Below are 13022 nucleotides of genomic sequence, written 5' to 3' on the forward strand. Positions count from 1 at the left end.
GGTTGACTTCAGGCGCCCGTGCCGTCCTGCTCCGTGCTGTGCCCCTCGTGGTACTCGCCGCTGCCGATCATGTCGGCGGTGAGCAGCGTGATGCCGCCGCTGGAGTTCGCGGAGTTGGCCATCGCGTTGATCCACTCCGGCCGCAGCTCCGGCACGACCGGGTCCTCGAACACGAAGCGGAGCGGGATCGAGGGATGCAGCCAGATCGTGGACCGACCGACCGGGTCTCCCTCCGGGTGTCGCCAGGATAAAGTGAAACTCTCGTTCCTCCGCAGCTTGGTCGCGATGACCACCTTGAGGTGGGCCAGAGTCAGATCCTCGATCTGGATCGGGTTCTCCGAATTGTGGTAGTAGAGCATGCCCATGGGCCTACGCTACGCACAGAGGGACGATTCCGACAGACCGCGTCGGAGTGGTGCAGGACTGAACAAGGAGACACTTTCGCGATGGGCAAGTTCATCTACGAGGGCGGCGTGAAGACCGAGATCGAGGACCGCGCTCTCACGCACCTCCAGCTCGTGATCACTGCGAAGCTGCGACGTGGAGAGCCGTTCCCGTTCAGCTGGCGCGAGGACGCGAGCGTCGGGGGCGGGCGCACCACCGTCTGGATCCAGCCGGGCAGCTCGCTCGTGTTCAAGTACTTCGGCAGCCGCCAGCCCTCGATCAACCGCGCCTGGATCGAGGCTCTCGCGTTCACCGCCAACGCGCCCAGCGGCCTCTACGTCGTGCCGGAGCCGGCGGAGGCGGGGGAGGAGCCGGGCGGAGACGTCCCGGTCACCCCGCCGCTCTAGTCCGCGTCCGCGGTCTCCCCGACCGGGAACGGGCGCGCCGTGATCGAGTCGATGCCGGTCACCGTGACCCAGCCCTCGGCGAGGAGAGCCGCGTCGCTGCCCGCCTCCGGAGTGTTCGGGAGCTCCTCGACCGCGAGCCGGATGTAGTGCTCCTCGGCTTCGGCCATCGTGGTCTGGACGATCCCGAACGGAGCCAGGGTCGCCTCCCTGATGCCTCGCACCACGGCGACGTTGGGGACGTTCACGTTGATCACCGTGCCCTCCGCCGATTCCCGGAGCGCCGGCAGCAGGCGCATCGCGGCCTCGGCCGCGGCGTCCCACTCGAAGACCTCGGGGTGCATGCCCACGTCGAGCGACACCGCCATCCCGCGCGCGCCGTTGAGACCACCCGTCAGGGCGGCGCCCACTGTGCCGGAATGCAGGATCGCGCGCCCGACGTTCGCGCCGTGGTTCACGCCGGAGAGGACGAGATCCACTGCGCCCCCGAACGCACCGCGGGCGGCGATGAGCGCGATCAGCCCGGGGCCGCCGTGCACGGCGTAGGCCGCCACGTCCTCCAGACCAGGCAGCGTCCGGGTGTCGACGGCCACCCGGCCGCCCTCCTCCGCCGCGATGATCGAGGCGCTCGCCCCGCTCGACTGCCGCACCGGGGCGGCGATCACGATGTCGAGGCCGGCGGCGACGGCGGATCGAGCCAGAGCGGCGAGCCCGGGGGCGTCGATGCCATCGTCGTTCGTGATGAGTGCGCGCGTCATCGGGTCTCCTCTTCGTCTGCCGGTTCCTTCTCGGTCGGCACCTCGTCCGCCGGTTCGGCGAGCGCGGCCAGGCCGTCCGGGCTGACGCGTCCCGCCGGTCGGCTCCCCGCGTCGTCGAGCTCGCGCACGGCGACGCCTTCCCGGAGGCGCAGGATCGCATCGGGGTCGCCGGTGCCCAGACCGTGCCGGGTGACGTTGACCGCGCCCGCCGCTGCGCCGAGAGTGATGGCCTCGCGGGCCGTGTCGCCCCGGGCCAGGCCCGCCACGACGCCGGCCGTCAGCGAGTCGCCCGCCCCGCGGTGCTCCTTCTCCTCGAGCCGGGGAAGGGAGACCTCGACCAGTCCCTCGTCGTCGAGCAGGAGCAGGGATTCCCCGGCCCTGGTCACGATCACCGTGCGAGCTCCGCGGTCGCGCAGCTCCCGCATCGCCTGTGCGAGCGCCTCGACCGAGGAGTCGGCGGCCAGGCCGTCGGCGATCAGCTCCTCGTGGCTGACCTTGATGACGTCGGCGTGGCCCTCCAGCACGGCGGCGAGCCGTTCGCCCGACAGATCGGCGACGACGATCCGGTCATCGCCGCGCAGGTCGAGGGCGAGGCGACGGTATATGTCGGCGGGAAGGGCGTCGTCGCCGGCCGGCCCGCTCAGGATGACGACGCGAGAGTCGGTCCCGGTGCGCAGCACGGCTCCGTAGAGGTCGTCGAGCACGTGCCGTCCGAGAGCATCGCCCTCCTCCTCGGCGACGGCGACCCTGCGCCCCTCGCGGCGGTCGTGCACATACGCCGAGCCCCGGCCGTCGCGCTCCACGGCCACGACCGTGAGGCCTTCGTCGTCCTCGAGCAGGTGCCGCAGCACGCGGCCCACCTCGCCGGTCAGCACGCAGCACATGGTCACCGTGACGCCGAGTCGGCGCAGCATCCGCGCCTGCCAGACGCCCTGGCCGCCCGCGTGGACATGGATCTCCGCACCCTGCGGGTGATCCTCTACGGTGACCGTCAGCGTCGGCGACGGTGCGAAGATCGTGACATCGCTCATGGTCTCCTCCTGTCGTCCCCTCCACGCTACGACCGGGCCGCCGGCGTCCAGAGGGGATTGACCCGACGGGGCGGTCTCGCCTACGGGGCTGTCAACCCCCTGCCGACGCTCGACGACGGCGGGCATGCTCGAACACACGCGGCGCATCGGTGCATCCGACCGACGGCGCACACATCGAGACGAGGAGCGGAAATGACGGACACCACCCCCGGCCCCGAGAACACCCAGGCCTCCCCGGACACCTCCGACCCGCGACACGCGCACCGGGAGGACGGCTTCCCCGCGCAGCACCAGGACCAGCCGGGACTGACCGAGCAGACGACGCCGGAGCCCGACCACGGGGAATCCTCGTACGTCGGGCACGGTCGCCTGGAAGGGCGACGCGCGCTCATCACGGGCGGCGACTCCGGCATCGGCAGAGCGGTGGCGATCGCCTTCGCGCGCGAGGGAGCGGATGTCGCGATCGCGCACATGCCGGAGGAGCAGGACGACGCCGAAGACACCCTGGCCCTGGTCCGCGAGGCCGGACGGACGGGCGTGAGCATCGCCGGGGACCTCCGCGAGGAGGCCTTCGCCACGGACGCCGTCTTCGAAGCGCGTCGGGTGCTGGGCGGGCTGGACGTGCTCGTGCTCAACGCCGCCTATCAGCACGACATCGACGGCTTCGAGAACCTCTCGACCGAGAAGATGCGTCGCGTGTTCGACACGAACCTCGCGGGACTGCTGTTCTCGGCGCGGGCGGCGTACCCCGACCTCGAACCGGGTTCGAGCATCATCGTCACCTCGTCCATCCAGTCATCGCAGCCCTCGCCGGGGCTCATCGACTACGCCATGACCAAGGCAGCGCAGATCGCGTTCGTGAAGGCCCTCGCGGAGGAGGCCGGCCCGCGTGGCATCCGGGTCAACGCCGTCGCCCCCGGACCGATCTGGACGCCTCTCATCCCGGCGACCGGGTGGGGACCGGAGCGGCTCGCGACCTTCGGACAGGACACCCCGCTGGGCCGCGCGGGCCAGCCGGCCGAGCTCGCGGGCGCGTACGTCTACCTCGCCTCCGCCGAGTCCTCCTACGTATCCGGTACGGTGATCGCCGTCACGGGTGGCAAGGCCCTCTGAGCCCCGGCGCGCGCTCCGCCGACCCGGAGCGCGCGCCTAAGCTTGTCTGGTGCACAGACCCGCGGCATCCGGCACCCTCGTCGGGGTGGCGCTCGTCGTCGGGTCGTGCCTGTCGCTTCCGTTCGGAGCGGCCGTGGCGGCGCAGCTGTTCCCCGTGCTCGGGCCCTGGGGTGTGACGTCGCTGCGTGTCGCGATCGCGGCCATGCTGCTGGTGCTGATCGTGCGTCCGCGGCCCCGACGATGGACCCGCCCGCAGTGGATCGCCGCCGTGCTGTTCGGCGTCTCGCTCGCCGCGATGAACGGGTTCTTCTACGCCGCGATCGACCGCATCCCGCTCGGCCCGGCCGTGGCGATCGAGTTCCTCGGCCCGCTCGTGCTCGCCGCCGTGCTCACCCGCCGGCTCGCGGATGCCGCCTGGGTGGGCGTCGCGCTCCTCGGAATGGTCGTCCTCGGCGTCGACGGCCTGATCGGGGCGGAGCCGCTCGACCCCCTCGGGGTGGTCTTCATCCTCGTCGCCGCCGGGTTCTGGGTCATGTACATCCGGATGAGCGCGCGCGTCGGAGCGCTGATCCCCGGCAGCGGCGGCCTGGCGATGGGGCTCCTCGTCGCCGCCGTGCTGCTCATCCCGGTCGGGATCCCCGCCGCGGCGACCGTCGCGGCGGATCCGCAGCTCCTGCTCCTCGCGGCGATCACGGCCGTGCTGTCGTCCGTCATCCCCTACAGCTTCGAGCTCGCGGCGCTGCGCCGGCTTCCGCAGCGCGTGTTCGGCGTGCTGCTGAGCCTCGAGCCCGCGTTCGCCACCCTCGCCGGGTGGCTCATCCTCGGGCAGGACGCGACCCCGCTGCGGATGCTGGCCGTCGCCCTCGTGATCGCCGCGAGCGTGGGAACCACGCTGGGTGTCCGGCGGGACCGCCGTGACGGTCCCGCCGGACCCTTCACCGCCCCGATCCCGCTCCCCGACTGAACCGTCGCCCTGGGGCGGCTCCTCGGCGCGCGGATCGAATCGCCCCACGCTCAGACCCGGACCGCGGCGGGCACGGGGAGCGGGTACCGACGTCGCAGGATCACGCGCTGCACGAGCGTCCACACGACCGTCACCGTCAGGTACAGCGCCGCGGCCAGCGGCACGAACGCGGCGAACACCGCCGTGAGGTAGTGCAGGGCCGAGGCCACTCGCAGCATCGCCGGCGAGTTCATCGGAGAGTCGTCGCCCTCCACCGGCACGGGACGGAACACGCGGCGGGTGACCTCGGCCGCGGCGATCATCACGGCCAGCAGCGCGCCGAACACCACGAAGGTGGCCGGCGTCGCCGTGCCGCCGAACAGCGCGGAGACGAGGCTCGTCCCGAGCGGCGCGCCGAACAGGTCGTGCGTGAGCAGCTCGTTGGGATGTCCGGCGATCTCCGGGCGCAGGAACAGCGTGTACAGGATGCCGACCACGGGCGCCTGCGCGAGCACGGGCAGCATCCCCGCGAACGGCGACGTGTTCTCGCTGCGGTACAGCTCGAGCATCTCCTTCTGCAGGCGCTCGGGGTTCTTCTTGTGACGGCGCTGCAGCTCGCGCAGCCTCGGCGCGAGGCGCGCCCTGGTCTGCTCTGCCCTGGCCTGGGAGATGCCGACCGGGATGAGCAGCGCGCGCACCAGCAGTGTGACGAGGACGACGGCGAGGGCCGCGGCGGATGCGCCGGCCAGGGGAGTGAGGAGGTCGGAGAGGCCGGCGAGCGCGCCGTAGGCGGCGTTCAGGAGCGCGGCGAGAGGAGGGAAGGCGAAGATGTCCAAGAGAGGGTCCGTTCGTAGCGGCGGGAAGGGTCGGCGAAAGCCGCGCGATCCCGTGCGAACGGACTACGCGGCGGTCGCGACTCCCGGGGCTCGCGGACGGGGGTGCCCCGCCGCATCCGGATCGCTCTGCGTGAGGAGCACCCCGACATCGATCGCCCGCAGCGGGTGCGGCGAGTCGGAGGACGACCCCGGGGTCACGCTCAGCACGATGGCGAGCGTGAGGGCCGTGACGGCGAGCAGCGCGATCGCGAGACCGAGCGCTGCGGCGTCGGGCATCGACACCAGGCCGAGCGCGGTCGCGACGAAGCTCAGCATCTGCCCGAACCACTCGCTCATGCGCGCTCCTCCCTGCTGCGAGAGTAGCACCGTGGTCAGGGGAGTCCGCCCGCCCGATCGGCCCCGATGGTACGCCGCGGGCGTAACGTCGAGGCATGAGCGACCTCCGCACCCTGCTCGGGATCGAGCATCCGATCATCCTCGGCCCGTTCGGCGGGCTGTCCTCCATCGCCCTCACCGCGGCGGTGAGCGAGTCGGGCGGGCTCGGCTCCTTCGGGCTGTACGGCTGCGACGGGGACCGCATCCGCGAGATCGGGGCCGAACTGCGCGCCGCGACCGACCGCCCGTTCGCCGTGAACATCTGGCTGCCCCGCGGCGACGAGGTCGCGCCGAACCCGCAGCACTCCGTGTTCGCGCAGGCGCTGCAGCCGTTCTACGAAGCGGTGGGCGTCGGCGTCCCCGCGAGACCTGAGCGGTACATCCCTCCGCTCGACGAGCAGCTCGACGCGATCTGGGAGGTCGCCCCCGCGGTGCTCAGCGTCGTGTTCGGCGTGCCCTCCGCCGAGGTGGTGGACGAGGCGCGCCGTCGCGGCATCCGGATCGTCGGGACAGCCACCACGGTGGCGGAGGCGATCGCGCTCGCCGAGGCCGGCGTCGATGCGGTCGTCGCGACCGGCGCCGAAGCCGGAGGGCACCGGGTCTCCTTCCTGCGTCCGGCCGAGGAATCGCTGGTCGGCACCTTCGCGCTCATCCCGCAGGTGGCCGATGCGGTCGACGTGCCCGTCATCGCCGCAGGAGGCATCGGCGACCGGCGAGGAGTGTCCGCCGCGTTCGCCCTGGGAGCATCCGGAGTGCAGGTCGGGACGGCCTTCCTCGCCGCCGCGGAATCCGCTGCGAACGACGCGCACCGTGAGGCGATCCGGTCGACCGCCGCCGACGAGACCGTGCTCACACGCGCCCTGAGCGGACGCCTGGCCCGCGGCGCACGCAACCGCGTCGTCCGGGCGATCGAGGCGAGCGGCACGATCGCGCCGTTCCCGATGCAGAACTGGCTCACCGGACGCTTCCGCACCCCCGCGGGGCAGCAGAACCTCGGGGAGCTGCAGTCGCTGTGGATGGGACAGGCCGCCCCGCTCGCCCGCCACGACACCGCCGCCGCGGTCTTCGCCGAGCTCTCCCGCGGCCTCCCGCACCCCTGACCGGGGGGCTAGAGGATGACCGTGGAGCGGCCGTGCACGATGACGCGGTCCTCGGCGTGCCACTGCACGGCGCGGGCGAGCACCAGGCGTTCGACATCGGCGCCGCGGCTCTGGAGCTCCGCCGCGGATTCGGAGTGGGTCACGCGCGTGACGTCCTGCTCGATGATCGGTCCCTCGTCGAGGTCCGCCGTCGCGTAGTGGGCGGTCGCGCCGATGAGCTTGACGCCGCGATCCTTGGCACGCGCGTAGGGGTTCGCGCCGATGAAGGCCGGCAGGAACGAGTGGTGGATGTTGATCACGGGCGCCTCGAGGCGGGTGATGAAGTCGTCCGTGAGGATCTGCATGTAGCGGGCGAGCACGACCAGGTCGACGTTGCCGCGCAGCAGCTCGAGCTGACGCTCCTCCATGACGGCCTTGTCGCCGGAGGGGATGTGCACGAACGGCACACCGAATCCGCGGACGGCGTCGGCCAGGTCGGGGTGGTTGGAGACGACCATGGTGATGTCGATGTCGAGCTGTCCGCGCTGGGTGCGCCACAGCAGCTCCATCAGGCAGTGGTCGTACTTCGACACGAAGATCGCGACGCGCTTGCGGCGGGCGACGTCGTGCAGCGACCACTCCATGCCGAAGCGCTCGGCGACCGCCGCGATGTCGGCCTCCAGCGCGGGGCGTGCGGCCGCCAGCCCGTCGAGGTGGATCACGGTGCGCTGGAAGAAGCGACCGCCCTCGGAGTCGGTCGAGTGCTGGTCGAGCGAGATGATGTTCGCGCCGTGCTGGGCGAGCACTCCGGCCACGGCGGCGACGATGCCGGGCTGATCGTCGCAGGCGATCAGCAGGCGGGCGGTATCGGGCTGGGACATGGGTGCTCCTCCAGGGTGTGCATCGATTCTGCCGTGGATGCGGCGGACGGGCGAATCGCGGGCGCCGAGTCGCTACCCTGAGACGGTGGAAGCGAGCGACCTCGGACTGGTGCTGATCCCGCTGCTGGCGGTCGCGGCCCCTCTGCTCGCGCGCGGGGTCCGCCCGGTGGTGCGGGTGCCGATCGTCGTGTTCGAGCTGGTGCTCGGGATCCTCGTCGGGCCGGCGGTGCTCGGCTGGGTCGAGCCGGGTCCGCTGCTGGAGAAGCTGAGCGACTTCGGACTGGCACTGCTGTTCTTCGTCGCCGGCACCGAGATCGACTTCCGGCAGGTGTCGGGGAAGCCCCTCGCCCGCGCATCGCTGGGCTGGCTGCTGAGCGTCCTGCTGGGCATCGGGCTCGGCTTCTTCTTCGCGCCAGGCGAGGGGATGGTCGTGATCGGGATCGCGCTCAGCTCCACCGCGCTGGGCACCCTGATGCCGATCCTGCGCGACGCGCGGGAGCTGGACACGCCCTTCGGCCGGGCGATCAGCACGATCGGGGCGGTGGGGGAGTTCCTGCCTCTGATCGCGATCTCGATCTTCCTCAGCACGCGGACCACGCCGATCGCCACGGCCGTCCTGCTGACCTTCGTGGTCCTGGCCGGGCTCGCGATCCTGCTCGCGCACCGCGTGCCGCACGGCCGGCTGCATCGGATCGTCCAGGCGACGCTGCACACCTCCGACCAGTTCGGGGTGCGCTTCGTGATCCTCTTGATCGCCGCGCTCGTGGGTCTGAGCGTCATGCTCGACCTCGACATGCTGCTGGGCGCCTTCGTCGCCGGGGCGATCTGGCGCATCATCATGGCCCGTGCGCCGCAGAAGGACGCGGAGGAGGTCGAAAGCAAGATCGAGGCGATCGCTTTCGGCTTCCTCGTGCCGATCTTCTTCCTGTACACGGGCGTCACCTTCGACCTGCAGGCGCTCCTGGCGTCGCCGGTGGCGATGGCGCTGGTGCCGGTCTTCCTGATCGCGCTGCTGGTGATCCGCGGCTCCGCGGCGCAGCTGTCCGCACCCGCCGGGGCGAGCGTCCGTGAGCGGGCGGCGCTGGGGCTGCTCGCTGCGACGGGTCTGCCGATCATCGTGGCCGTCACCGCGATCGGCGTCGATCAGGACATGCTCGACACCGGCACGGCGGCTGCCCTGGTGGGGGCCGGGATGCTGTCGGTGCTGCTGTATCCGCTGATCGGCATGACGCTGCGCGGCGATCGCGCCGAGGTCGCCGGGCCGCCACGGGCGTCCGCATCGACGCAGGGAGAGCTGTGACGACGGCGTCGGCACTGCTCACCGGCGCCGTCCGGGAACTCGCCGACGCCCCGAAGGAGGGCCTCGGCGAGCAGCGGGACTCGCGCTGGCGCGGCCGCCGCATCGTCCGTGTCGGCGAGGCCTGGCACCTCGGGGTGCTCCTGCTCACCCCGACGCACGCCCTGGCCACGGCGGAGGTGCTGCGCGCCGCCGACCCCGGACGCCGCGGCTACACCGCCGAATCCGCGCGGGAGCGCGCCGAGCGCCGCGCGGAGGCTCTGCGGGGAGGCTTCGACGCCGGCGAGGTGGTGCACGTGGGGTGGAGCGTCATCGATGTGGACGCCGTGGACGCCGGTGGCTCCTCCGGCCCGCTCGCGGTCGTCGACGGCGTGCCGTCCGTGCGCTGGAGCAGCGCAGGCGGGTTCATGCCCCTGGAGGCCTACCTGCGCGAGCGCGTGTCGCTGCTGCTCGACTCCGCCGCGGGCTGAGCGCCGGCGAAGGTCTCCGCGAACCGGCGGAGCAGCGCGGCGCCCTCGGTCACGGATGCCGCGAGCACCTGCTGCTGCACCGCGTCGAACTCGTCCGGGTCGAAGTAGCCGGTGGTGCGGTAGAACGTCATCCGGTCGGCGAAGTCCCGAGGCGTGGGCTCGGGGTGGAACTGCGCGGCGTACAGGTGGGTCCCCACGCGGTAGGCCTGCACGGGGCAGGCGGTGTTCGTCGCGAGCAGCACCGCGCCGGGCGGGACCGCTGCCGCGCTCTCCTTGTGGGCCGTGAACACCGTCAGCGCCGGGCCGCTGGGGCCGAAGACGGGGTCCGTGGCCGCCGCGGGGGTGGCGTCGATGACGGTGGCGCTCGCGGCCTCGGGGGTGTCGGTCACGACCTCGCCGCCGAGCATGCGGGTCACGACGCCGATGCTGAAGCAGGTGAAGAACACCGCCACGTCGCCGGCGATCGCCGCGCGGGCGAGGTCTGCGAGGTCGGCCTCCACGCGGAGCTGCTCGGCGGACTTCACCGCGTCGGACACGTTGAACGGCGAACCGCCGACCACGACACCGCGGTAGCCCTGCAGGCGTGCGACGTCGAGCGGCTCCTCGAGCAGGTTCAGCCGGTCGACCACGTCCGCGCCGAGCGCTCGCCGGAACGAGGCGTGCTCGGCATCCGCCGCCCCGATCTCGGGTCGCACGCAGACGTAGAGAAGCGAGGCCATCAGGAGATTCTAACGAGCGCGACCGCCCTCGCCCGCGCGGTCACCGGGAGGAGTTCGCGGTGCGCCCGCGCACGATGCCCACGAACGTCTCCACATCCGGCGTGGTGCGCTCACGTGGCCAGGCGAGGGCGACGGTCGACACGGGGCCGCCGGCGAGGACGCGGTGGTCGGCATCCTTGCGGTGATGCAGCCGGGCGAGGGACATCGGGACGATCACGATCCCGGTCCCCGAGGCGGCCGTCGCGATCGCGTCCTCGGTGGCGAGCGGGGCGAAGCGCGCTGCCGTGGTCCCCGGCAGGTCGAGCGGGCCGAGCACGTCGTCCGTCAGCCCGATCAGCACCTCGCCCTCCAGATCCGCGGCGGTGAGCTCCTCGGCGGTCATCAGATGCGAATCGGCCGCCGCCACGACGACCGGGACCTCGTCGTACAGCGGGATGATGTGGAGGGAGTCGTCGGCGAGCGGCAGTCGCACGAGCGCCGCATCGACCTCGTCGAGGGCGGAGCGCTGCGTCGCGGGATCGACCGGGACGAGATCGAGCGGCACGTGCGGCATCCGCTGCTTCCAGGCGTCGATCCATCGGCCCGGCGTCGCGCCCGGAACCGCACCGAGACGGAAGGTGCGCGGTGCCGCCGGCTCGGGCTGCGGGGCGTCGAACACGACGGAGCCGGTCTTCTTCTTCGGCTTCTGCGGCGGATACCTCTCGGCGGGAGCGGCCTTGTTCCGGCGCACGGGCGATCCCCTGCCTGAACGCTTCGCGGGCCGTCTTCCCTGATTCGCCATGCGATCAAGGCTACTCGGCGAGGGGGACGGAAGCCTCGGGGTGCGTGGCGGTCGCGGATTCCGCGAGCTTCCGCTGCTCCCGGCGCACGAGTCCGGCCGCGCCGCTGACGAGCAGCAGCACGCCGACGCTCAGCAGCACGATCGTCACGACGGTCGCGGGTGTCAGCCCCAGCATCCCGTCCGCGACGGCCTCACGCCGTTCGGTGTCGGAGAGGACCCAGAGGGCCGTGCCGGCGACGGCGGCGAACAGGAGCCCCCAGATGATGGCGGCCCAGCGGGTGCGGGGCGGGGTGATCGTCTCGGTGGCGGTCCCGGTGATCGTCGGAGCGCTCATCGCTGCTCCTCCTTCTCGGTCTCGTAGATGGTGACGGAGATCGTCCCGCTGCCCTGGTCGATCGTGACGGGCTGCACCGTCGCGGGAGAGCCGCCCTCCGCGGCGATCCGCTTCCGGACGACCGTCCCGTCCCCGGTCTCGGCGGGCGACCAGATGCCGTGATCGCGGATCTCGCCGGTCTCGGGATCCGTGAGGTTCCAGGTGACGATGGTCGTGCGCACGGTGGCGCGCAGATCGAGCTCGACGCCCGGCAGCACGGCGATGAAGGTGTTGCCTGAGCCCTTGTCGATGACGATCGGCCGCGGGTCGCCCTCATACGGGTTGAGGGTGAGGTACGCGTCTCCGAAGGGCTGGCGGACGTGCGCCGGGGTCTCGTTCCCCATCACGACGGAGTTCGCCAGGGTGAGCCCGGGGAAGGCCGCGAACCCTCCGGCCACGAGCCCTCCGATCAACGTGACCACCGTGACGAAGGCCAGATACCCGCTCCGTCGACGGAACGCCCCGGCGACGATCATCCCCAGCGCGAGGATCAGGGCGGCGGAGAACAGACCCAGGGCTCCGCCGAGCGTGTCGCCCCCGGTGGCGAGACCGACGGCGGACCCCGTGATGATCGCGAGCCCGAGGAACGTGGCCACGAAGGCGAATCCTGCGCGCGGGTTCGACGCGCGGCGGATGCGTCGGCGCTCGGCCGCTTCGGCGGCGAAGACGGCGGCTTCGGCCTGACGCTCGCGGCGCAGCTGTTCCCGCGCGGCACGCTCCGCGTCCTGCTGCTGCCGCCGCCACGCCTGATCCTGCTCCTTCCAGGCGGCGTGCTGGGCGCGCCAGGCTTCGAGTGCCGCAGGGTCCTGCGACCCGGGCGGCAGCGGTGCGGGCGGGGCAGGGGGAAGGAAGGCGGTCTCGGCCTCGGGCGAGACGGCGGTCTCGTCGAGGAGCGCGGCATCGGGGAGAGTGGCGTCCGCCCTCTCGACGCCCGAATCGTCGAGAGGGGCGGACGCGGCCGGGGCCGCCTGATCTGCGGAAGCCATCGGCAGATCCGGCGCGGAAGCACCCGGCGTGCGGCTGGCAGCACGCACGATCAGGAAGAGCAGGGAGGCGACGAGCACGAGTCCGACGATCCAGCCGAGCAGCGCCAGGCTCGACCACCCGTCGTAGCCGAGGCCGAAGAGACGTCCGGTGAGCGGAGCGGTCGGGAACAGGCCGATCACGGCCATCGCGAGGATGCCCCACTGCACCGGCTGGTAGTCGCGCCGCAGCAGGTCGCGGAGGTGGACCCGTCCGTCGAGATCCGGGAGCAGGGCCCAGGCCGCGGCGTAGAGGAAGATGACGGGCAGTCCGAAGAGCGCGGCGACGACGAGCACGCCGCGCACGATCAGGGGGTCGATGCGCAGACGCGCGGCGATGCCGGCGGCCACGCCGCCCAGCCACCCCTCGGAACGGGCGACGCCGAGGCCGGCGACCCAGAGGAGGAAGCGATCCGCACCGCGCGGGATGGGCCGCCCCGTGGTGCCGGGAGCCGCGTCGGCATGATCGGCGGGAGGCGGGGGCGCAGTGGGAATCGTCATGCTTCGATCCTGGCCGTCGCCCTCGGTGCGCGGCCATGGGGGAAACCCCTGAGCG

16 protein-coding genes are annotated in these 13022 nt (G+C 72.2%); 6 read left to right on the forward strand and 10 right to left on the reverse strand.

All coding sequences use genetic code 11. The features are described from left to right. Nucleotides 1–8: 8 nt before the first annotated feature. The gene (locus tag F6A08_RS04330; protein WP_017201684.1) at nucleotides 9–365 is read right to left on the reverse strand and encodes a DUF7882 family protein; all 357 of its coding nucleotides are present in this window, start codon (nucleotides 363–365) and stop codon (nucleotides 9–11) included. A gap of 81 nt (nucleotides 366–446) precedes the next feature. Between F6A08_RS04330 and F6A08_RS04335 the strand changes: the two genes are divergently transcribed. Next, nucleotides 447–791: a DUF7882 family protein gene (locus F6A08_RS04335; protein WP_017201683.1), complete on the forward strand. Its 345-nt coding sequence runs from the start codon at nucleotides 447–449 to the stop codon at nucleotides 789–791. Here F6A08_RS04335 and surE read toward each other — a convergent pair. Then, nucleotides 788–1546, reverse strand: a complete 759-nt coding sequence (surE, locus tag F6A08_RS04340) for a 5'/3'-nucleotidase SurE (RefSeq protein WP_124896350.1) — start codon at nucleotides 1544–1546, stop codon at nucleotides 788–790. The two genes, F6A08_RS04335 and surE, sit on opposite strands and share 4 nt — an antisense overlap. After that, complete coding sequence (locus tag F6A08_RS04345; protein ID WP_124896349.1) at nucleotides 1543–2577, reverse strand: 1-phosphofructokinase family hexose kinase; 1035 nt, start codon at nucleotides 2575–2577, stop codon at nucleotides 1543–1545. The genes surE and F6A08_RS04345 overlap by 4 nt, the downstream gene beginning before the upstream one ends. 192 nt (nucleotides 2578–2769) lie before the next feature. On the opposite strand from F6A08_RS04345, the gene F6A08_RS04350 reads away from it, so the two are divergent. Both F6A08_RS04350 and F6A08_RS04355 read left to right on the forward strand, forming a co-directional pair. After that, entirely contained in the window at nucleotides 2770–3690 is a 921-nt protein-coding gene (locus F6A08_RS04350) for an SDR family oxidoreductase (protein WP_017201680.1), read from the forward strand. Between the two features lie 49 nt (nucleotides 3691–3739). Next, the gene (locus F6A08_RS04355) at nucleotides 3740–4654 is read left to right on the forward strand and encodes an EamA family transporter (protein WP_151458723.1); all 915 of its coding nucleotides are present in this window, start codon (nucleotides 3740–3742) and stop codon (nucleotides 4652–4654) included. A gap of 50 nt (nucleotides 4655–4704) precedes the next feature. Here F6A08_RS04355 and F6A08_RS04360 read toward each other — a convergent pair whose 3' ends face one another. Together F6A08_RS04360 and F6A08_RS04365 are read right to left on the reverse strand one after the other, a co-directional pair. Beyond that, on the reverse strand, nucleotides 4705–5469 hold the full coding sequence (locus tag F6A08_RS04360) for a YidC/Oxa1 family membrane protein insertase (protein ID WP_151458724.1): 765 nt from the start codon (nucleotides 5467–5469) through the stop codon (nucleotides 4705–4707). Between the two features lie 63 nt (nucleotides 5470–5532). Next, entirely contained in the window at nucleotides 5533–5805 is a 273-nt protein-coding gene (locus F6A08_RS04365) for a DUF6412 domain-containing protein (RefSeq protein ID WP_017201676.1), read from the reverse strand. 95 nt (nucleotides 5806–5900) lie between these two features. Between F6A08_RS04365 and F6A08_RS04370 the strand changes: the two genes are divergently transcribed. Then, nucleotides 5901–6944 (forward strand): NAD(P)H-dependent flavin oxidoreductase, encoded by a 1044-nt coding sequence (locus F6A08_RS04370; RefSeq protein WP_151458725.1) that lies wholly within the window; start codon nucleotides 5901–5903, stop codon nucleotides 6942–6944. Nucleotides 6945–6952: 8 nt separating this feature from the next. On the opposite strand, the gene purU is transcribed toward F6A08_RS04370, so the two are convergent. Beyond that, entirely contained in the window at nucleotides 6953–7804 is an 852-nt protein-coding gene (gene purU, locus F6A08_RS04375) for a formyltetrahydrofolate deformylase (RefSeq protein ID WP_124896346.1), read from the reverse strand. A gap of 85 nt (nucleotides 7805–7889) precedes the next feature. Here purU and F6A08_RS04380 point away from each other — a divergent pair, with 85 nt between their 5' ends. Both F6A08_RS04380 and F6A08_RS04385 read left to right on the forward strand, forming a co-directional pair. After that, nucleotides 7890–9104, forward strand: coding sequence for a cation:proton antiporter (locus tag F6A08_RS04380; RefSeq protein ID WP_151458726.1), 1215 nt, complete (start codon nucleotides 7890–7892; stop codon nucleotides 9102–9104). Further along, nucleotides 9101–9571, forward strand: a complete 471-nt coding sequence (locus F6A08_RS04385) for a glutaminase (protein WP_151458727.1) — start codon at nucleotides 9101–9103, stop codon at nucleotides 9569–9571. The genes F6A08_RS04380 and F6A08_RS04385 overlap by 4 nt, the downstream gene beginning before the upstream one ends. Here F6A08_RS04385 and F6A08_RS04390 read toward each other — a convergent pair. The 4 genes from F6A08_RS04390 to F6A08_RS04405 form a co-directional block, all read right to left on the reverse strand. Next, nucleotides 9523–10290 carry a glutamine amidotransferase-related protein gene (locus F6A08_RS04390; protein ID WP_151458728.1) on the reverse strand — a complete coding sequence of 256 codons (768 nt, stop codon included), beginning with the start codon at nucleotides 10288–10290 and terminating at the stop codon, nucleotides 9523–9525. The genes F6A08_RS04385 and F6A08_RS04390 overlap by 49 nt on opposite strands. Nucleotides 10291–10330: 40 nt before the next feature. Continuing rightward, on the reverse strand, nucleotides 10331–11020 hold the full coding sequence (locus F6A08_RS04395; protein WP_151458729.1) for a LysR substrate-binding domain-containing protein: 690 nt from the start codon (nucleotides 11018–11020) through the stop codon (nucleotides 10331–10333). 61 nt (nucleotides 11021–11081) lie between these two features. After that, nucleotides 11082–11405, reverse strand: a complete 324-nt coding sequence (locus F6A08_RS04400) for a hypothetical protein (RefSeq protein WP_151458730.1) — start codon at nucleotides 11403–11405, stop codon at nucleotides 11082–11084. Beyond that, nucleotides 11402–12967: a PspC domain-containing protein gene (locus tag F6A08_RS04405; protein WP_151458731.1), complete on the reverse strand. Its 1566-nt coding sequence runs from the start codon at nucleotides 12965–12967 to the stop codon at nucleotides 11402–11404. Before F6A08_RS04405 ends, F6A08_RS04400 begins: the two co-directional genes overlap by 4 nt. Between the last annotated feature and the right edge of the window lie 55 nt (nucleotides 12968–13022).

Source organism: Microbacterium algeriense (genome assembly GCF_008868005.1).
In the GTDB taxonomy this organism is placed as follows: Bacteria; Actinomycetota; Actinomycetes; order Actinomycetales; family Microbacteriaceae; genus Microbacterium; species Microbacterium algeriense.